Source organism: Phytohabitans sp. LZ39 (assembly GCF_059359075.1).
Genome location: NZ_JCADBM010000022.1, coordinates 75732 through 94147, shown reverse-complemented (window position 1 = coordinate 94147; position 18416 = coordinate 75732). Strand labels below are relative to the sequence as shown.

At 71.8% G+C, this 18416-nt stretch carries 20 protein-coding genes; 10 read left to right on the top strand and 10 right to left on the bottom strand.

What is annotated here, in order from left to right; genetic code table 11:
* Window positions 1-95: 95 nt before the first annotated feature.
* Window positions 96-1199 (bottom strand): SPFH domain-containing protein, encoded by a 1104-nt coding sequence (locus AC5L36_RS34100; protein ID WP_441222726.1) that lies wholly within the window; start codon window positions 1197-1199, stop codon window positions 96-98.
* Window positions 1200-1218: 19 nt separating this feature from the next.
* On the bottom strand, window positions 1219-1656 hold the full coding sequence (locus AC5L36_RS34095) for an NfeD family protein (RefSeq protein ID WP_441222725.1): 438 nt from the start codon (window positions 1654-1656) through the stop codon (window positions 1219-1221).
* A gap of 94 nt (window positions 1657-1750) precedes the next feature.
* Between AC5L36_RS34095 and AC5L36_RS34090 the strand changes: the two genes are divergently transcribed.
* Window positions 1751-3052 (top strand): serine hydrolase domain-containing protein, encoded by a 1302-nt coding sequence (locus tag AC5L36_RS34090; protein ID WP_441222724.1) that lies wholly within the window; start codon window positions 1751-1753, stop codon window positions 3050-3052.
* A 61-nt stretch (window positions 3053-3113) separates the two neighbouring features.
* A complete protein-coding gene (locus AC5L36_RS34085) occupies window positions 3114-3593 on the top strand; it encodes a Rieske (2Fe-2S) protein (protein WP_441222723.1) in 480 nt (159 codons plus the stop codon).
* On the opposite strand, the gene AC5L36_RS34080 is transcribed toward AC5L36_RS34085, so the two are convergent.
* Entirely contained in the window at window positions 3585-4391 is an 807-nt protein-coding gene (locus AC5L36_RS34080; RefSeq protein ID WP_441222722.1) for a DUF3097 domain-containing protein, read from the bottom strand. The two genes, AC5L36_RS34085 and AC5L36_RS34080, sit on opposite strands and share 9 nt — an antisense overlap.
* A gap of 89 nt (window positions 4392-4480) precedes the next feature.
* Between AC5L36_RS34080 and AC5L36_RS34075 the strand changes: the two genes are divergently transcribed.
* Window positions 4481-5266, top strand: coding sequence for an Rv1486c family protein (locus AC5L36_RS34075; RefSeq protein WP_441222721.1), 786 nt, complete (start codon window positions 4481-4483; stop codon window positions 5264-5266).
* Window positions 5267-5415: 149 nt separating this feature from the next.
* The gene (locus AC5L36_RS34070; protein WP_441222720.1) at window positions 5416-5943 is read left to right on the top strand and encodes a hypothetical protein; all 528 of its coding nucleotides are present in this window, start codon (window positions 5416-5418) and stop codon (window positions 5941-5943) included.
* 128 nt (window positions 5944-6071) lie between these two features.
* On the opposite strand, the gene AC5L36_RS34065 is transcribed toward AC5L36_RS34070, so the two are convergent.
* From AC5L36_RS34065 to fabG, 4 genes are read right to left on the bottom strand one after another with little or no spacing between them, the layout of a single operon-like run.
* On the bottom strand, window positions 6072-6851 hold the full coding sequence (locus AC5L36_RS34065; RefSeq protein WP_441222719.1) for an HAD-IIA family hydrolase: 780 nt from the start codon (window positions 6849-6851) through the stop codon (window positions 6072-6074).
* Window positions 6852-6900: 49 nt separating this feature from the next.
* The gene (locus AC5L36_RS34060) at window positions 6901-7914 is read right to left on the bottom strand and encodes a ferrochelatase (protein WP_441222718.1); all 1014 of its coding nucleotides are present in this window, start codon (window positions 7912-7914) and stop codon (window positions 6901-6903) included.
* A gap of 1 nt (window position 7915) precedes the next feature.
* Window positions 7916-8683, bottom strand: a complete 768-nt coding sequence (fabI, locus tag AC5L36_RS34055; RefSeq protein WP_441222717.1) for an enoyl-ACP reductase FabI — start codon at window positions 8681-8683, stop codon at window positions 7916-7918.
* Window positions 8684-8699: 16 nt separating this feature from the next.
* The gene (gene fabG / locus AC5L36_RS34050) at window positions 8700-9404 is read right to left on the bottom strand and encodes a 3-oxoacyl-ACP reductase FabG (RefSeq protein ID WP_441222716.1); all 705 of its coding nucleotides are present in this window, start codon (window positions 9402-9404) and stop codon (window positions 8700-8702) included.
* Between the two features lie 120 nt (window positions 9405-9524).
* Here fabG and AC5L36_RS34045 point away from each other — a divergent pair, with 120 nt between their 5' ends.
* The 6 genes from AC5L36_RS34045 to AC5L36_RS34020 all read left to right on the top strand — a co-directional run bounded on the left by AC5L36_RS34045 (window position 9525) and on the right by AC5L36_RS34020 (window position 15187).
* Window positions 9525-10769 (top strand): sensor histidine kinase, encoded by a 1245-nt coding sequence (locus AC5L36_RS34045; RefSeq protein WP_441222715.1) that lies wholly within the window; start codon window positions 9525-9527, stop codon window positions 10767-10769.
* Complete coding sequence (locus AC5L36_RS34040; RefSeq protein ID WP_441222714.1) at window positions 10766-11434, top strand: response regulator; 669 nt, start codon at window positions 10766-10768, stop codon at window positions 11432-11434. Before AC5L36_RS34045 ends, AC5L36_RS34040 begins: the two co-directional genes overlap by 4 nt.
* A 74-nt stretch (window positions 11435-11508) precedes the next feature.
* Window positions 11509-12249, top strand: coding sequence for an alpha/beta fold hydrolase (locus AC5L36_RS34035; RefSeq protein WP_441222713.1), 741 nt, complete (start codon window positions 11509-11511; stop codon window positions 12247-12249).
* Window positions 12246-13418, top strand: coding sequence for an acyltransferase family protein (locus AC5L36_RS34030; protein WP_441222711.1), 1173 nt, complete (start codon window positions 12246-12248; stop codon window positions 13416-13418). Before AC5L36_RS34035 ends, AC5L36_RS34030 begins: the two co-directional genes overlap by 4 nt.
* Before the next feature lie 257 nt (window positions 13419-13675).
* The gene (locus tag AC5L36_RS34025; RefSeq protein ID WP_441222710.1) at window positions 13676-14188 is read left to right on the top strand and encodes a GNAT family N-acetyltransferase; all 513 of its coding nucleotides are present in this window, start codon (window positions 13676-13678) and stop codon (window positions 14186-14188) included.
* A gap of 33 nt (window positions 14189-14221) precedes the next feature.
* Complete coding sequence (locus AC5L36_RS34020) at window positions 14222-15187, top strand: DUF559 domain-containing protein (protein ID WP_441222709.1); 966 nt, start codon at window positions 14222-14224, stop codon at window positions 15185-15187.
* A gap of 73 nt (window positions 15188-15260) precedes the next feature.
* Here the strand turns inward: AC5L36_RS34020 and AC5L36_RS34015 are convergent, their stop codons facing one another.
* From AC5L36_RS34015 to AC5L36_RS34005, 3 genes are read right to left on the bottom strand one after another with little or no spacing between them, the layout of a single operon-like run.
* The gene (locus AC5L36_RS34015) at window positions 15261-16211 is read right to left on the bottom strand and encodes a VWA domain-containing protein (protein ID WP_441222708.1); all 951 of its coding nucleotides are present in this window, start codon (window positions 16209-16211) and stop codon (window positions 15261-15263) included.
* Entirely contained in the window at window positions 16208-17128 is a 921-nt protein-coding gene (locus AC5L36_RS34010; RefSeq protein ID WP_441222707.1) for a DUF58 domain-containing protein, read from the bottom strand. The genes AC5L36_RS34015 and AC5L36_RS34010 overlap by 4 nt, the downstream gene beginning before the upstream one ends.
* Complete coding sequence (locus AC5L36_RS34005) at window positions 17125-18246, bottom strand: AAA family ATPase (RefSeq protein WP_441222706.1); 1122 nt, start codon at window positions 18244-18246, stop codon at window positions 17125-17127. Before AC5L36_RS34005 ends, AC5L36_RS34010 begins: the two co-directional genes overlap by 4 nt.
* Between the last annotated feature and the right edge of the window lie 170 nt (window positions 18247-18416).

Genomic DNA, 18416 nt, shown 5'->3' with positions numbered 1-18416 from the left:
CCCCGCTGCGGCCGGAACGCGCCGGCGCCCCGGCACTTACCATGCTGGATCGATCATGGCAGCAGCCGGGGCGCCGGGAGGACGATTCCGACGAATCAGGCGCGCTCCCTCTCCTGTGCCGCGGTCTGGTCGAGCAGGTCGGACGGGGCCACCGGCTCGGGCGCGGGCAGGCCGCGCGGCCTGTCGCCGGAGACCTGCCGCTCCGCCTCCTGCACCGACTGCTGTACCTCCTCGGCGGCGGCCGCCGCGGCCTGGGCGGCCTCGGCCGCCTCCCGCTCGACGGCAGCCGCGTCCACCGCGACCTTGGGCTCGTCACCGACCATCCCGGCGAGGCCACCCAGCGCGCCGCCGAGGCCTTCGAGGGCCTTGGTGAGCTCGGCCGGCACGATCCACACCTTGTTGGCCGTGCCGTTGGCGATCTGCGGCAGCGCCTGGAGGTACTGGTACGCCAGCACCTTCTGGCTCGGATTGGCGGCGTGGATCGCGTCGAAGACCGTGCGGATGGCCTTCGCCTGGCCCTCGGCCTGGAGGATGCGCGCCTGCCGGTCACCGTCCGCACGCAGCACCGCGCCCTGCTTGTCGCCCTCGGCGCTCAGGATCTGTGCCTGCTTCTGCCCCTCGGCGGTCAGGATCGTCGCTCGCCGCTCGCGCTCGGCGCGCATCTGCTTCTCCATCGAGTCGCGGATGCTCGGCGGCGGCTCGATCGCCTTGATCTCGACGCGGGTCACCTTGACGCCCCAGCGGCCGGTGGTCTCGTCGAGCACGCCGGACAGGTGCCGGTTGATCTCCTCGCGGCTGGTGAGCGCCTTCTCCAGGTCGAGCGAGCCGATCACGTTACGCAGCGTCGTGACCGTGAGCTGCTCGATGGCCTGGAGGAAGTTGGCGATCTCGTACGTGGCGCGCACCGGGTCGACGACCTTGAAGTAGAGCACCGTGTCGATGGAGACCACGAGGTTGTCGGAGGTGATCACCGGCTGCGGCGGGAAGCTCACCACCTGCTCGCGCAGGTCGACCTTGGTACGGACCGAGTCGATGAACGGGACCAGCAGGTTGAGCCCCGGCCGGAGGGTGCGCTGGTAGCGGCCCAGCCGCTCGACCACGAAGTTGCGCTGCTGCGGCACGATCCGCACCGCACGAATAAGGGTGATCGCCACAAAAAGTGCGACGAAAGCCACGACGATCGCGATGACAACATCCATTGTTTACCCCAACCCCGGTTCAGAAATCCCGCCAGACCATGGCGGTGGCGCCCTTGACCTCGATTACCCGCACACGCTCGCCGGGCTCCAGCACCTGCGTGGCGTCGTACGACCGGGCGGTCCACAGCTCTCCGTCGATCTTGACGAGCCCGTGCTCCGCGTCGACCTGCTCCAGCACCAGGCCGGTGGAGCCGGAGATGGCGTCCACCCCCATCGGCGTCTCGTCGCTCTGCAACCGTGCGTCCCGATGGCGACGGATCACCGGCCGCACGGCCACCAGCGAGAGCGCGGAGACGATCGCGAAGACGGCCGCCTGGACCGGCACGCCCGCACCGAGCGCCGCGGCGATCGCGGCGGCGAAGGCTCCGGCCGAGAGCATCATCAGGACGAACGTGAACGTAAACATCTCGGCGACCGCGAGCAAAACCCCCAGAACGATCCAGAGAACCGCATCCACCCCTCGATCGTGGCACGTCACCGCACGTGCGGCGAGTCGCCGGACGGTAACGTCTGGGCGCCTGTTCCGTTGACCCCGATCGGGAGGTACGAACGTGGCGCTGCTACCCGACACGACCCGCCGGCTCGACGTGCTCACCGCCGAGGCCCAGGCCACCGGCCGGGCGCCCTCGGTGGTGCTCGGCATCGTGCGCGACGGCGGGCTGGCGTACGTGGCCGGAGCCGGTGACCACCCCCTGCCGGACCCGGGCACCCAGTACCGAATCGGGTCGATCTCCAAGACCATGACCGCGACGCTGGTGATGCGGCTGCGCGACGAGGGGCGGCTGACCCTCGACGACCTGCTCTACCGGCACCTGCCTGGCACCCCGGTGGGCGGCGTGACGCTCCGCCAGCTCCTCGGGCACGCCTCCGGCCTCCAGCGCGAGCCGGACAGCGCCGGGTGGTGGGAGCGGACCGAGGGCACCGACGTCGACACGCTGCTGGCCGGCCTCACCCCGGAAAAGCTCGCCCACCCTCCACACCGGACGTACCACTACTCCAACCTGGCGTACGGCCTGCTCGGCGCCGTGCTGGAGCGGGTCACCGGCAAGCCGTGGATCGAGCTGCTGACCGAGCAGGTGCTGGCGCCGCTGTCGATGCTGCGCACCACATACCACCCGCACGAGCCCTTCGCGCCCGGCTACGTGGTGCACCCGCTCCACGGCACGCTCAACGAGGAGCCGCGCACCGACACCGGCGCGATGGCCCCGGCCGGGCAGTTGTGGTCTTCGCTCGCCGACCTGGGCCGGTGGGCGGCGTTCCTCGCCGAGCCGGCGCCCGAGGTGCTCGCCCCCGACACGCTCGCCGAGATGTGCGTGCCGGTCGCCATCAGCGACCCGGAGACCTGGAGCGGGGGCCACGGCCTGGGGATCGAGCTCTATCGCCGCGGCGAGCGCGTCCTGGTCGGCCACGGCGGCTCCATGCCGGGGTACGTCTCCGTCATCGCCGTCCACCGGCCGTCCCGCACCGGCGTCGTCGGGTACGCCAACGCCTACGGCTTTCCGATCGGCCAGCTCGCCTTCGCGGCGCTGCTGGAGGTGCTCGACCGCGAGCCGGTGCCACCCGCACCGTGGCGCCCGGCCGCACCGCCCCCGCCGGAGGCCGTCGAGCTGTGCGGCCGCTGGTGGTGGATGGGGCTGGCACACGACGCCACCTGGGAAAACGGCGAGCTGGTGCTCACCCGCGCCGGGCGCGACCCGTGGCGCTTCACGGTCGAAGGCACCGACCGGTGGCGCTGCCACTCGGGCGCCAACGACGGCGAGACGCTCGTGGTGCGGCGCGACCCCGCCGGCGGGGTGGCGGCGCTCGACATCGCGACGTTCATCTTCACCAGAGACGCCGGCCAGCTCGGCTAATTCAGCGGATCCACAGGTTCGCCACAGGACTCATCCAGTCATGCCGGACATGCTGGCGCCCATGCAGAAGGTGAACGCTCAACCAAATTTGCCGAGTCGACGCAACGTACTGGCCGCGGGGGCGGTCGGCGTGGGCGCGGTCGGCCTCCTGGCCGCCTGCGGCAGTGACGAGGAGCCGGCGGCCTCGACGCCCACCAGCGCGGCGCCATCTCCGTCGACGAGCTCCTCGGCGGGCTCCTCGACGGGCTCCCCGGCCGACGCGCTCGCCAGCACTTCGGACATTCCGGTCGGCGGCGGCACGATCTTCGCCGACAAGCAGGTCGTGGTCACCCAGCCGGCGGCGGGCGACTTCAAGGCCTTCAGCGCGCAGTGCACCCACCAGGGCTGCCTCGTCTCCCAGGTGCGGGGGAACGAGATCGTCTGCACCTGCCACGGCAGCGCCTTCTCCACCAGCGACGGCTCGGTGCTGGCCGGCCCCGCCACCTCCCCGCTCCCCGCTCAGACGATCACGGTGGAAGGGAACTCGATCGTCCTAGGGTGACTCGACCGTCACGAAGTCGATGAGTCGTTCCATCGCGCCGATCAGCGGGGTTTCCACATGGTGGAACGTGTCTACCTTGGACAGGATCAGGCGCCACATGTCGGCCGGGTCGGCCACGCCGAGGGCGGCGCACACGCCCTCCTTCCACGGCCGGCCCGGCGGCACCACCGGCCACGCCTTGATGCCCAACCGCTCCGGCTTGACCGCCTGCCAGATGTCCACGTACGGATGGCCGGTCACCAGCACATGCGGCGACGTCACGGCGGCCACGACGCGGCTCTCCTTCGAGCCGGGCACCAGATGGTCGACGAGCACGCCGAGCCGCCGCTCAGAGCCGGGCTGAAACGCGCGCACCGCGTCGGCGAGCTCGTCGATCCCGTCCAACGGCTCCACCACGACGCCCTCGATACGCAGGTCGTCGCCCCAGATCCGTTCCACCATCGCGGCGTCGTGGACACCCTCGACCCAGATGCGGCTGGCCTTGGCGACCTGTGCGCGTACCCCCTGGACGGCGATCGAACCCGACGCCGTGCGGCGGCGGGCGGCCGGCGCGGCGCTCCGCACGGGCTTTCGCAATGTCACCGGCGCGCCGTCGAGCAGGAACGCGGCCGGTGCCAAGGGAAAGTTGCGGCGCTTGCCGTGCCGGTCTTCCAAAACCACCGCGCCGTACTCGAATCCCACGACAGCGCCGCAGAATCCGGAGTCGGCGTCTTCCACGACCAGGTCGACCTCCGCGTCGACCTCGGGCACCACCTTGCGGCGGCGCCAATTCCCGGCTAGTACGTCCTCCCCATACATGCTCTCGGACGCTAGCCGCGCGCGTGCGGCATGCCACGCAGACGCGCCGCACCCGAGACAGGGCAGCGGCCAGCACGTACTCTTGCCGCATGTCTCCCGCAGCAGGCGCGGCGACCCTCGCGGCGCGCCGGTCGAGCCGGTTCGTGGCGTGGGTCCGCGCGTGGCGCGCCGGGCTGGTGCCCTATGACGAGGTCGCCGACGAGATCGCCGGTGACGAGGAGCACCTTGTCGCGGACGCGCCCGGCACCTGGACCGACGTGCCGCTGCGCGACGCGCTGCCCACGCTTTCCAAGCTGCCGCCCGACGAGATCCGGCTGGTGCTGCCGGCCCCCGGCGACCCGCGCGGGCTGCCCGGCCCCGGGCCGTTCGCGGGCGCGGCGCTCGTCGCGGGCGAGGCGGTGGTCGCCGGCGATCTGGGCTTCATCCCCGAGGTGCGCAGCCACACGTCCGGCTCGGGCGTGACGTTCGAGACCCTGCTCTGGCGGGTCTATCCGCTGCCCGCGGTGGGCGGGTCCGGCGGCGAGCCGGGCACCGCCGAGGCCGAGTCCGACCTGTCCGCCGCGCTGGCCGAGGCCACCGCGCGCCTCGCCCGGCTCGACGTGGCCCAGTGGCGGCCGGAGCTCGCCGGCGCGCTGGCCGCGCTTCGCCGTCCCGACGCGGGCATCGACCTCCCACCCGGCTTCGATCCGCGGGCCCGTCGCCTTTTCGCGCGCGCGAGCGTGCTGGATCGCGTGCTGGCGCTGGCCGAGCACGCCGCACCGGGCGGCGCGGTCAACGGATACGAGGCGCAGGAGCGCGACGCCGCCCTCCGTCCACTCACGACAGCCTGCCGCCGCGCACTGGTGGCGGCATGCAATGCCCCACTAAGGCCCTAGCCTTTTCGCTCCGTCGATCAAGGACAAACAATAGGGCGACTATTCGTCCTTGATCGATTCTTCGAATAATTCAGGGTCAGCGCGGCCGTCTCTTGTGTGCTACCAATCATGAGTTCCCGCGGTGTTAGCCCACAAGAGGCGGATGGACGGTGCCCTTACACGCGTTCACAGACGAGGCCAAGGCGCACGGCTACATCATGGTCGCCGCCCTTCTCCCGCCGGCGAAATTGGCGCCGGCGCGTCAATCGATCAAGGCATTGGTCATGCCCGGTCAGCGCCGGATCCACTTCCAGAAGGAAAGCAACGGGCGCAGAAAGCAGATCCTCGACACCATCGCCACCCTTGGCGTCGAGGCGATCGTCTACGATGGACGCCGGCATACGGCCAACAAACCCGCACGAGACGCGTGCCTCGCCCGGCTCGTCAAAGATCTCGTCAACCTCGATGTGGAGCGGTTGATCCTGGAAACCGAGGAAGGCGCCCTCAAGAGCGACAAGGCACTCATCTTTGCCCAGCTACATTCAGGGGGCGACGGCAACGCTTTGCAATATGCACATATGCGCGCCTACGAAGAGAGCCTCCTCGCTATCCCCGATGCGATCGCGTGGTCGTGGGCTAAGGGGGGCCACTGGCGCGCACGGGTCAACGAGATCGTCACCGACGTGCGGAAAGTGTAACGTCCAGAAAGCGCGGAACCCGGCCCGCCCACCGTCCGGAGGGCTACCGGGTCCACTTCCTAAGCGCTACTGCACTAGGCACATTCGAGGTTAGACACCACCGCCACCTCCGTCAACCCGATAGCGCGTCAGATCTCGTCGATCAGGTCGGCGACCGATTCCACCATGCGGGACGGGCGGTACGGGTACCGCTCGGTCTCGGCGCGCGTGCTGATCCCGCTCATCACGAGGATCGTCTCCAAACCCGCCTCCAGGCCGCACAGGATGTCGGTGTCCATGCGGTCGCCGATCATCGCGGTGGTCTCCGAATGCGCCTCGATGGTGTTGAGCGCGGAGCGCATCATCATCGGGTTGGGCTTGCCCACGAAGTACGGGTCGACGCCGGTCGCCTTGGAGATCATCGCCGCCACCGAGCCGGCGGCCGGCAGCGCGCCCTCGACGGACGGGCCGGTCGGGTCGGGGTTGGTGCAGATGAAGCGGGCGCCGTCGTTGATGAGGCGCACGGCCTTGGTGATGGCCTCGAAGCTGTACGTGCGGGTCTCCCCCAGCACCACGTAGTCGGGTGCGAAGTCGCTCAGTATGTATCCGACCGCGTGCAGCGCCGTGGTGAGGCCGGCCTCGCCGATCGCGTACGCCGTGCCGCCCGGCCGCTGGTCCGCCAGAAACTGGGCGGTGGCCAGCGCCGCCGTCCAGATCGACTGCTCGGGCACGTCGAAGCCCATCCGGGTCAGCCGGGCTTGCAGGTCACGCGGGGTGTAGATCGAGTTGTTGGTCAGCACCAGAAACGGCTTGCCCGACGAGCGCAGCCGGCTGATGAACTCGGGCGCGCCGGGAATCGGCTGCCCCTCGTGCACCAGCACACCGTCCATATCGGTGAGCCAGGACTCGATCGGCTTCCGGTCCGTCATGGTGCGCCTCCTGATCGGCGGCCCGCGCGGAGCGCGGCGCCGCGGTCACTCACTGAGCGGCTCCCCTGCGCGGTGGTGGACAGCAGCCCACGGGACAGGTGTCCCAGAGCGGAAGGGTACCCAGCCGAGATCGCCGGACACTTTCCGGCGCGTTAACACGCTCCCGCACGAGATCGTGCACCATCGCCACGAAACGCGGGTCGGTGCCGGGCGTGGCGGCGCGCGCGTAGTCGAGGCCGAGCCGCTTGGCGGTGCTGGCGGCCTCGTTGTCGAGGTCCCAGATCACCTCCAGGTGGTCGGAGACGAAGCCGATCGGGCTCACCACCACACCGGTGACACCACGCTCGGCGAGCGCGGTGAGATGGTCGTTGACGTCCGGTTCGAGCCACGGCACGTGCGGCGGGCCGCTGCGGCTCTGCCACACGAGGTCCCACGGCAGGTCGGGCGCACCGGCGGCGGAGACGAGGGCCGCGGTCTCGTTGAGCTGCGCCTCGTAGCGACCGCCGTCCGGGCCCGCGGTCGCGGCCATCGACGTGGGTATCGAGTGGGCGGTGAAGACCACCCGCAGGTCACCGCCGGGCGGGAGCGTGGCCCGGGCGGCGCGCACCGCGTCGGCGTGCGGCTCGACGAAGCCGGGGTGGTCGTGGAAGTGCCGCAGCTTGTCGATCGCCGGCGCGGTCGGGCCCACCGCCGCCCGCGCGGCCGCGATGTCCTCCAGGTACTGGCGGCACGAGGAGTATCCGCCGTAGGCGCTGGTGACGAACGCGAGCGCGCGCTTGACCCCCTCGTCGCGCATCTGCGCCACGGTGTCGGCGAGCATCGGGTGCCAGTTGCGGTTGCCCCAGTACACCGGCAGGTCGGTGCCCTCCTGGATCGCCCCCATCAGCGCGCGGCACTGCTGGTTGATCGGTGACACCCCGCCGAAGTGCTGGTAGTGCTCGGCCACCTCGGCCAGCCGCTCGGGGGGCACACCGCGCCCCCGCGTGACGTTCGCCAGGAACGGCAACACGTCGTCGGGGTGCTCGGGCCCGCCGAAGGAAACCAGGAGCAGAGCGTCGTACACCTCAGGCTCCTACCGCGTGGAACCCGCCGTCCACGTGCACGATCTCGCCGGTGGTGGCGGGGAACCAGTCGGAGAGCAGCATCAGGATCGCCTTGGCCGCCGCCTGCTGGTCGCCCAGGTCCCAGCCGAGCGGCGCCTTCTTCACCCACTCGTCTTCGAACTGCTCGAAGCCGGGGATCGACTTGGCCGCCATCGTGCGCAGCGGGCCGGCGGAGACGAGGTTGCTGCGGATGCCCTGCTTGCCCAGGTGCAGCGCGAGATAGCGGGAGGCCGACTCCAGGCCGGCTTTCGCCACGCCCATCCAGTCGTACACCGGCCAGGCGTACTGCGCGTCGAAGGTCAGCCCGACCACCGATCCGCCGCGGCTCATCAGCGGGAGCGCGGCCATCGCGAGGGCCTTGTAGGAGTACGTGGAGACGTGCAGCGCCGTGCTCACGTCGTCCCACCCGGCGTCGAGGAACCCGCCGCCCAGCGCGCTCTGCGGCGCGAACGCGATCGAGTGCACCACCCCGTCGAGCCCGTCCACGTGCTCGCGCACCTTGTCGGCCAGCCCGGCGAGCTGCTCGGAGTTCTGCACGTCGAGCTCGATGACGGGCGGCGGCTCGGGCAGCCGCTTGGCGATCCGCTCGACCAGCGAAAGCCGGCCGAAGCCGGTCAGCACGACCGTGGCGCCCTGCTCCTGCGCGAGCTTCGCGGTCGAGAACGCGATCGACTGATCGGTGATGACGCCGGTGATGAGCAGCCGCTTGCCGGCGAGGAGTCCAGACACGTACGACCCTTCTTTCTCAGTGGCCCATTCCCAGGCCACCGTCGACCGGGATGACCGCGCCGGAGATGTATCCGGCGGCGTCGCTCGCCAGCCAGGTCACCGCGCCCGCCACCTCGTCGGGTGCGGCGAAGCGGCCGGCCGGGATCAGCTTCTGGTACTCCGCCTTGCGGTCCTCGGGCAGCGCGGCGGTCATGTCGGTCTCGACGTAGCCGGGCGCCACCACGTTCGCGGTGATGTTACGGGTGCCGAGCTCGCGGGTGATCGAGCGGGCGACGCCGACCAGGCCGGCCTTGCTCGCCGCGTAGTTGACCTGGCCGGGCGATCCGTAGAGCCCGACCACCGAGGAGATGAAGATCATCCGGCCCCATCTGGCCCGCAGCATCTTCGAGGCCGCCCGCTTGGCGAGCCGGTACGCCCCGGTGAGGTTGGTGTCGATGACCCGGGTGAACTGCTCCTCCGACATCCGCAGCAGCAGCGTGTCGTCGGTGATGCCGGCGTTGGCCACCAGCACCTCGACGGGGCCGAGCTCGGCCTCGATGGTGGAGAACGCCGCGTCGACGGCAGCCGTGTCCGTGATGTCGCACCGCACGCCGAAGAGGTCGCCCGGCACCCCGCTGCCGCGGTGGGTGACGGCCACCCGGTCCCCCTGCTTCGCGAACGCCTGCGCGATCGCCAGGCCGATCCCCCGGTTGCCCCCGGTCACCAGCACGGTGCGGGCCATCGTGGCTCCTCCACTCCTCGTCGCGGCTGCGCCGACGGCCCAGACACTACCGGGGTATGACACCGAGGATCACACCACGGCGGTACGACGCGATTGATCACACACCGTAACCTGCGAGACGTGGCTTCCCCCTCGCGCGGCGCCTGGAACGCGCTCAAGCGCCTCTTCGGCGGACCGGACTACCCGCCGGTCACCGTGCCCTTGCCGTGGCCGCGCCTCCGGCTGGTAGCGCCCACCGTGGCCGTGCTCGCGCTCGTCGGCGTCACGGTCGGCACGGCGGCGTACCTGATCGACGCCCGCGAGCTGCCGCCGATCAGCGGCTGGCTCATCGCCATCCTCACGGTGCTGCCGTTGCCGTTCCTCCTCTCCCGGCCCCTCTGGGCGTGGCGGCTGATGTTCGTCAGCATGCTCTTCGGCACGTTCAACAGCGGGAACGAGACCTGGCCGTGGAGCCCTGGCCACGTGTTCGTCATCCTGCTGGTGCTGCTCGTCGTGGGCGCCCGGGTCGACCGCGCGGTGCTGATGTGGATGCTCGCGTTCAGCCTGCTCGCGGTCTGGATCTTCGTGCCGCCCGCCGACCTCCCCGGCGTGTCGCTGCTCTTCGTCGTCGTGGTGCTGGTCGCCGACGTGATCGCCCGGATCGCGCGCAGCCGCAGCAGCCTCAGCGAGCAGCTCGCCGAGCAGGCCGAGGTGAGCGAGCTGGAGAAGGCACGGCGTACGGTGCTGGAGGAACGCACCAGGATCGCGCGGGAGATGCATGACGTGGTCGCCCACCACATGTCCATGATCGCGGTACAGGCGGAGACCGCGCCGTACCGCCTCCCCGACCTGCCCGAGACCGCCCGCGCCGAGTTCACGTCGATGGCGATGGCGGCCCGCCAGGCGCTCACCGACATGCGCCGCCTGCTCGGCGTGCTGCGCAGCGAAGACAGCGAACGGCTCATCGCGCCCCAGCCCGGGCTCACCGACATCCCCGAGCTGGTGACCAGCGCGCAGCGGGCCGGTGTAGACGCCTCGCTCGACGTCGCCGAGGGTGAGCCGCCACCGGAGGCGGTCGGGCTCGCCGCGTACCGGATCGTGCAGGAAGCCCTCGCCAACGCGAGCCGGCACGCGCCGGGGGCGGCCGTGCGGGTGGAGATCCGGCCGTGGCTCGCGGACCTGAGCCTGCGCGTCCACAATGGCCCCCCGACGGCGCCGCCCGAGTCGCCACAAGGCGAGGGGCACGGGATCGCCGGCATGCGCGAGCGGGTGACGCTGCTGGGCGGGGATTTCGCGGCCGGCGCCACCGCGGACGGCGGCTTCGCCGTGGCGGCCCGGCTGCCTTACGCGCCGCCCCCTGAGCCGGAGCCCGGGAGCGGCGAGTGATCCGCGTGCTCATCGCCGACGACCAGGCGATGGTGCGGCAGGGGTTCGGGGCGCTGCTGGCCGCCCAGCCCGACCTGCTCGTCGTCGGCGACGCGGCGAACGGCGCCGACGCGGTCACCGCCGCCCGCCGCCTCGACCCGGACGTCGTACTCATGGATGTGCGCATGCCCGTGCTCGACGGCCTGGAGGCCACCCGCCGCCTGATCGGCTCCCGGCCGGAGGGCGGCGAACGGCCGAAGGTGCTGATCCTGACCACGTTCGACCTCGACGACTACGTCTACGAGGCGCTGCGCGCGGGCGCCTCCGGCTTCCTACTCAAGGACGCGCCCGCCGCCGACCTGGTGCAGGCGGTGCGCGTGGTGGCCGGCGGCGAGGCGCTGCTGGCGCCCTCGGTGACCCGGCGGCTGATCGCCGAGTTCGCCGCCCGGCCCAGCCGCAACCGCCCGCGCCCGACCGTGCTGTCCGCGCTCACCCCGCGGGAGACGGAGGTGCTGCGGCTGATCGCACGTGGACGGTCCAATGGGGAGATCGCCGACGACCTCGTGGTCGCCGAGCAGACCGTGAAGACCCACGTCGGGCGGATCCTCGCCAAGCTCAACCTCCGCGACCGGGCGCAGGCGGTCGTCCTGGCGTACGAGACGGGTCTGGTCGCCGCCGGGGAGTAGTACCCCGGTCCTAAGGGTAAGAGCAAACCCCGGTCTGACGCGTGGAGCGTGGGCCCCGGCCCACTCTTCGTGGCATGAACCGGATCCGGTACGCCGCCACCGCCGCGCTGCTCGGCGCCGTGCTCGTCGCGCCGCCGCACGACGCCGGCGCCGCGCTCCCGGCGACCACCGCGGTCGACGTGGTCGGCCAACCGTCCACAGCGGACCGCATCGCCGTCCTGGTGCCCGGCGTCGGCACCAACTCGGCGAACCTCTCCCGGACGACCGGCGCGATGGCCCGCGCGCTGTACGCCACCGCCGCCCCGCGCACGGAACCCGGCGAGGTCGCGGTCGTGGCCTGGCTCGGCTACCGGCCGCCGGAAGGGCTCGGGCTGGAGGCGGCCCGCTCGACCTCGGCGGAGGCGGGTGCCCAGGCGCTCATCCGCTACGTCGAAGCGCTCGTGGCCGGCCATCCGCACGCACGGATCACGCTGATCGGCCACAGCTACGGCGCGCTGGTCATCGGCTACGCCGCGGCGCACCTGCCGCCGCAGGTGACCGACATCGTCGCGCTGGGCGCACCGGGCATGGGCGCGGACCGCGCGGCGGACCTGCACACCACCGCCCGCGTATGGGCCGCCGAGTCACCGCACGACTGGATCCGTTTCGTACCCGGCATCCGCCTCTTCGACCTGGGCCTCGGCACGCACCCGGCCGACTCCTCGTTCGGCGCGCGGCGGCTCCCGACGGAAGGGGTGGACGGCCATCCCGAGTACCTGACCGACGGCTCAGCCACGCTCACCGCCGTCGCCGGCATCGTGGCGGTGGACTCGTGAACGCGGACCGGGACTCTGCTGGCTGGCTCGCTCCGCTCGCTTCGGCCCCGGCCGCCGTTTCGAACCGAGCTGGCCGCTCCGCATCCAGCTCCAGGTCGAGCCAGCCCCGGGACCGGGCGGTCGACACGATCCGCGCCGTCGCCATCGCCGGCGTCGTCCTCGGGCACTGGCTGGTGACCGGGCTCGTCCTCGGCCCCGGCGGCGGGATCGACCAGGCCAGCCCACTGAGCGCGCTGCCGTCGTTCGCACCCGTGACGTGGGTGCTGCAAACCCTCGGGCTGTTCTTCTTCGCCGGCGGGTACGCCGCGGCCCGCTCCCGCCGCCCGCTCCACCGGCGCCTGCCCCGGCTGGTCCTGCCGGTGGCCGGCTTCGGTGCACTGTGGACGCTCGCGCTGGTCGTCGCCGCCATGGCCGGCGTGCCCGGCGTGACCCTGGACACGGTCGGCACGCTCGTCGTCAGTCCACTGTGGTTCCTGCTGCCCTTCGTCGCGCTGCTGGCGCTGACCGCCCCGCTGCGCCGCGCCGGACCGGCCGCCGCCATCCCGGCGGTGGCCGTGGTCGCGCTCGCCGACGCCGGTCTCGGCTGGCTCCCGCTGACGGTGCTCGCGGCCTGGCTCGTGCCGTACACCCTGGGCATGGCGCTCGCCGCCGGCCGCCTGACCGGCCGCGGCACCGGATTGGCGATGCTGGTGGGCGGCGCGGTGGCGATGGCCGTGCTGATCCGGTGGCTCGACTATCCGATGAGCGCGGTCGGCGTACCCGGCGACGGGCGCTCCAACCTGTCGCCCCCCTCACTGTTCACGATCGCGCTCGGCACCGCGCAGATCGGCGTCGCGCTGCTGGTCCGCCCGTGGCTCGACAGCCGCCCCACACCTCGCCCGGTCGCGGTGCTCAACCGCGCCGCGATGCCCATCTACCTGTGGCACCAGAGCGCGCTCATCGCCGTGGTGGCCGGCATGGCGTGGCTCACCGCCGGCCGGCCCGTACCCGGTCTGCACACCGCGCCGGAGAGCCTGACCTGGGTAGGTGCGCGGATGCTCTGGTTCCCCGTGTTCGCAACGGTTCTGGCCACCGCGTGCACGGTCTTCCCGGCCGTGGCCGGCCGGGTGGACACCGCACGCCGACCGATCGGCCAAGTAGGTGCGGCGGGTGCCCGGGGTGTACGATGACGGACGGTTCTGAGCCCGGACTACCTATGGAGGTGATCGCTGTGCGAGATAGCGATCCCCCTAGTCATAGCCGGGCCACGCGTCAGCTGAGCTGACCGGTCTCTCCTCTCCCTTTCGCGCCCGGGTCACGGCCTCGGGCGCGCCGCCGCGCGTAACTCGCCACCGGAGAACCGCCATGAACCGTTACGCTGCCCCGCTGGGCTTCACCCTCGCCGCCGTCTGGGTCGTCGTCCTCTTCGTCCTCGTCTGAAGGCTCCTTGTCCGGAGACCTGGTGCTGTGCACCGAGCGGCTGGACCTCCCGCCGCTCGACGCCACGCACACCGAGGCCCTGGCCGCCATCTACGCCGACCCCGCGGTGGCGGCGTACATCGGCGGCTCCCGACTGTCCTTTGAGGGCACTCGTCTCCAGGTGGCCCGCTTCCAGACCATCTGGCGCCAACACGGCCACGGCCAGAGCGCCGTCATCGAACGCACCACCGGCCGCCTGATCGGCCGCGCCGGCCTCCACTACTGGCCGGACGGCATGCTCGAGCTCGGCTACGTCATCGCCCGCGACGCGCAACGCAAGGGCTACGCCCGCGAGGCCAGCGAGGCGTGGCTCGCCTGGCTGTGGGCCAACCTCCCCAACGACCACGTCACCGCCGTCATCCACCCCGACAACGCGGCCAGCATCGGCCTCGCCCGCAGGCTGGGCTTCCACCTCGACCGCGAGACCTCCGAACTCACCGGCACGCCCGTCGTCGTGTACCGCCTGGACCGCCCCACCTGAACTTGTCGGACCCCACCCCGACACTGGTGGACCGTGGCTGGGTATCAACGTGTCGACGACATCCGCGCGTTTCGGCCCGACGAGGCGGGGGATCTCGAGTTCCTGCTGTTTCGTCAGGACGGGGTGATAAGTCGCCGCCAGGCGCTTCGCTACCTGTCCGCCAAGGCGATCCGGCATAGGCTCACCACTGGGCGCTGGTTGGCCGCACACCGTGGGGTCTACCTCGCGCGGACGGGAGCGGTCAGCGAGCACCAGCGCCGTTGGATCGCGGCGCTCGCCGTGGGCCGCGGGCTTGTCGCGCCGCTGGCCGGGCTGTCCGCACTCGCGGTGCACGGCCTTCGAGGATTCGCCGTCCGCCCGATCCACGTGCTTGTCGGCGCGCAGCGGCGAGACACCGATCCGCCTCCCGGCGTGGTCGTGCACCGCACGCGGCACGTCGCGGTCGAGGACCGGCACCCGGCGGGAAACCCGCCCTGCACGATGCCGGCCCGCTCGATGATCGACGCGGCCCAGTGGGCCCGCACGGACCGGGAAGCCGTCACGATCATCGCCGCATGCTTCCAGCAGCGCCTGGTCGGGCTCGTCGACGTCGAACCCGCGCTGGCCCGGATGCCGAGGGTGGGCCGACGCAAGGTCATCGTTGCGGCGATCACGGACGCGGCCGGCGGCGCCGAGTCCATCTTGGAGATCGACTTTGCCCGGCTGTGCCGCCGTGCCCGGCTACCCGAGCCGTCGCGTCAGGTCAGCCGCACCGACCGGTCCGGTCGCCGCCGCTATCGCGACGTGTACTTCGACCCCTGGGCGGTACACGTCGAGATCGACGGTGCGCAGCACATGGACGTGAAGGCGTGGTACGCGGACATGCGGCAGCACAACGAGATCGCGATCGCCGGAGAGCGGCTGCTGCGCTTTCCGGGCTGGGCGCTGCGCCAGTGTCCCGAAGAGGTGCTCACCGACCTGCGCGCCGCCCTCATAGCCGCCGGTTGGAGACCAAACTGAGCGTCCGTGGCGAGTTTTGGCCCCTCCAGGGGCCAGAAATCGCCACGGACGCTCGTGCATCCCGCGTTGCGGCCTACGGCAGGCGGGACGTCCACAGTAGGCTCATGCCTCCCGCGGCCAGCGCGAAGAGCAGCGCTATCCCCGCGTACCACTGCGTTACCTCACGCGGCTCGACCCGGTGGCCGATCGAGCTGCCCATGTCCTCGTACACCTGCTTGAGCTCGCTCACCGACGCCGCCTCGTAGAAGAAGCCCTGCGTGGTCTCGGCCAGCTCGGCCAGCGCGAGCCGGTCGACCGGCACCGGCTGGAGCTGGCCGCCGATGTCGACCACGCCGGCGTCGGTGCCGAAGGCGATCGTGGAGACCGGCACGTTCGCCGCGGCGGCGGCCGACGCAGCCTCCTCGACCGAGCGGCCGGACGTGCGGTACCCGTCGGAGAGCAGCACGATGCGCGCGGGCGGGATGCCCTGCGCGCCGTCCGCCGGCACCGAGCGCACCGCCTCCAGGCAGGTGAAGACCGCCTCGCCGGTCGCGGTGGCCTCGGCCAGGGTGAGGCCGTCGATGGCCTGCTGCACCGCGAGCCGGTCTTTCGAGGGCGGCACCAGCACGTTGGCCGACTTGGCGAACGAGACGAGCCCCAGGTTGTAGGTCGGCGGCAGCTCGGTCACGAACTGCTTCGCCGCCTCCTGCGCCGCCTCGATGCGGCTGGGCGCCACGTCGTCGGCCTCCATCGACAGCGACACGTCGATCGCCAGCATGATGGTGGCGCGTTCGAGCGGCTCCTCGCGATCGATCGAGGGGCGGGCCATCGCGGTGGCCAGCGCGAGCAGCGCGAGCAGGAAGGTGCCGGCCGCCACGTGGCGGCGCCAGCCGAGGCCCTTGGGCGCGAGGGTGCGCAGCAGGTCGAGGTTGGCGAAGCGGACCGCGTACTGCTTGCGGCGGAACTGCCGCCACACGTACACGGCCGCGATCGCGACCACCGGCAGCAGCGCGAGCAGCCACCACGGCTCGAGAAAGCGGATCATCGCGTCGTCCCTCGGGTGCGTGCGTGCCGCTGGGCGGCGACGAAGCGGACCATGTCGAGCAGCCAGTCGGAGTCGGTGCGCAGGCGCAGGTGGGCGGCGTTCGCCGCGCGCAGGGCCTGTGCGATGGCCGCGCGCTGCGCGCCGGCCGCCTCCGCGTACCGGCTGCGCAGCTTGGGGTCGGCGGTCTGCACCTCGTGCAGCGCGCCGGTCTCCGGGTCGACGAGCGTGAGCACACCCACGTCGGGCAGCTCCAGCTCGCGCGGGTCGACCACCTCGATCGCGAGCACGTCGTGGCGCACGCTCAGCTTGCGCACGGGGCGTGCCCACTGCTCGACCGGAGCCAGGAAGTCGGAGATCACCACAGCCACACCCCGCCGGCGTGGTGGGCGGTTGAGCATGTCGATCAGCGCACCCAGGTCGGAGCGTCCGGGCCTGATCTGGGTACGGGCGATCGCGCGCAGCAGCCCCTGCGCCTCTTTGCGTCCGGGGCGGGCCGGCAGGCGCTGCATCTGCGCACCGGTGCCGACCACCGCGCCGATCCGGTTGCCGCCGCGGACGGTGATGTAGGAGAGCGCCGCGGTCGCCGCGATCACCAGCTCGGACTTGAGGTGCTTGGCGGTGCCGAAGGCGAGGCTGGCGGACAGGTCGACGGCCATCCACGTCTCCAGCTCGCGGTCGGCGACGGTCTGCCGCACGTGTGGAAACGTGGTGCGCGCGGTGACCGGCCAGTCCATGCGCCGCACGTCGTCACCCGGGCGGTACTCGCGCGACTCCCCCGCCTCGCTGCCCGGACCCGGCAGCAGCCCCACGTAGTCGCCCTGGAGCAGCCCGTCGAGCTTGCGGGTGACGAGCAGCTGGAGCCGGGAGAGGACCGCGTCCGCCCGCGCCGTGGTCTGCGCGTCGAGCGGCGGGCTCATGGCAGGTTGGGCCACGCACCGGCGGGAGCGGGCTGGGCACCCATCGGCGGGCCGGAGGCGGGGGCGGGGGTCGGGCTGGCGCTCTGCCGCGGCGCGACCGTCGGCAGCGGCACCGAGGCCATCACCCGGGCCACGATGTGGTCGGCGGGCACGTCGTCGGCGAGCGCGTCGTAGCTGAGCACCAGGCGGTGGCGGAGGATGTCGGGCGCGACGTCCTGCACGTCCTGCGGGAGCGCGTAGTCGCGGCCGCGCATCAGCGCGAGCGCCCGCGTGGCGCGCACGATGCCGAGCGAGGCGCGCGGGCTGGCGCCGTACTGGATGAGCGGCGCGATGTCCGGGATGCCGTGCTCGGCCGGTGTGCGGGTGGCGAGCACCAGCCGCACCGAGTAGTCGACCAGCGCGTTGTGCACGAACACCTGGTCGGCCTTGCGCTGGAGCGCGATCAGCTCACCCGGCGTGAAGATCGCCGACGGCTCGGGCGGGCTGACGCCCATCCGGTAGACGATCTCGCGCTCCTCGGCGTCCGTCGGGTACCCGACGATGATCTTCATGAGGAAGCGGTCGCGCTGGGCCTCGGGCAGCGGGTAGACGCCCTCCTGCTCGATCGGGTTCTGGGTCGCCATGACGAGGAACGGGTGGGGCACCTCGTGGGTCTCGCCGCCGATCGAGACCTGCTGCTCGGACATGACCTCCAGCAGCGCCGACTGCACCTTGGCGGGCGCGCGGTTGATCTCGTCGGCGAGCAGGAAGTTGGCGAACACCGGGCCGAGCTCGACGTCGAACTTCTCGCTCGACTGCCGGTAGATCCGGGTGCCGATGATGTCGGCCGGCACCAGGTCGGGCGTGAACTGGATCCGAGCGAACGTGCCGCCGGTAACCTTGGCCAGCGTCTCCACGGCAAGCGTCTTGGCGACGCCGGGCACGCCCTCCAGCAGGCAGTGGCCACGCGCCAGGAGCGCCACGAACATCCGCTCGACCATCCGGTCCTGACCCACGATCACCCGCTTGACCTCGAACAACGCGCGTTCGAGCAGCGTGGCGTCCTGTGCCGGGGTGCTGCCCGCGGGAGGCGTGTCAACCGGCGCGTCGGGCTGTTCTGGCGTGGTCGCGTTGGCCACCGGTCCTCCAGTGCGGTGCGGCGTCATCGAGATTAAGGCGAGGTGCTGCCGCACCAAGCCTTACACGCCCAGCTAACCAGCCGGGGTCGCAGCGCCGGAAATCCGGTCCGTCCCGCACGTCGTGGCTGCTCGCGGCCACCGAACGTCCGGCCGCCGCTACGGCTTACGGC

Bases quoted from the DNA above. Each gene is read 5' to 3' on its own strand.
- fabG (WP_441222716.1), bottom strand. From the start codon at position 9,404: ATGGCCCGCACCGTGCTGGTGACCGGGGGCAACCGGGGGATCGGCCTG.
- AC5L36_RS34010 (WP_441222707.1), bottom strand. From the start codon at position 17,128: ATGAGCCCGCCGCTCGACGCGCAGACCACGGCGCGGGCGGACGCGGTC.
- AC5L36_RS34100 (WP_441222726.1), bottom strand. From the start codon at position 1,199: ATGGATGTTGTCATCGCGATCGTCGTGGCTTTCGTCGCACTTTTTGTG.
- AC5L36_RS34065 (WP_441222719.1), bottom strand. From the start codon at position 6,851: ATGACGGACCGGAAGCCGATCGAGTCCTGGCTCACCGATATGGACGGT.
- AC5L36_RS34035 (WP_441222713.1), top strand. From the start codon at position 11,509: ATGAACCGGATCCGGTACGCCGCCACCGCCGCGCTGCTCGGCGCCGTG.
- AC5L36_RS34015 (WP_441222708.1), bottom strand. From the start codon at position 16,211: ATGATCCGCTTTCTCGAGCCGTGGTGGCTGCTCGCGCTGCTGCCGGTG.
- AC5L36_RS34085 (WP_441222723.1), top strand. From the start codon at position 3,114: ATGCAGAAGGTGAACGCTCAACCAAATTTGCCGAGTCGACGCAACGTA.
- AC5L36_RS34075 (WP_441222721.1), top strand. From the start codon at position 4,481: ATGTCTCCCGCAGCAGGCGCGGCGACCCTCGCGGCGCGCCGGTCGAGC.
- AC5L36_RS34080 (WP_441222722.1), bottom strand. From the start codon at position 4,391: ATGTATGGGGAGGACGTACTAGCCGGGAATTGGCGCCGCCGCAAGGTG.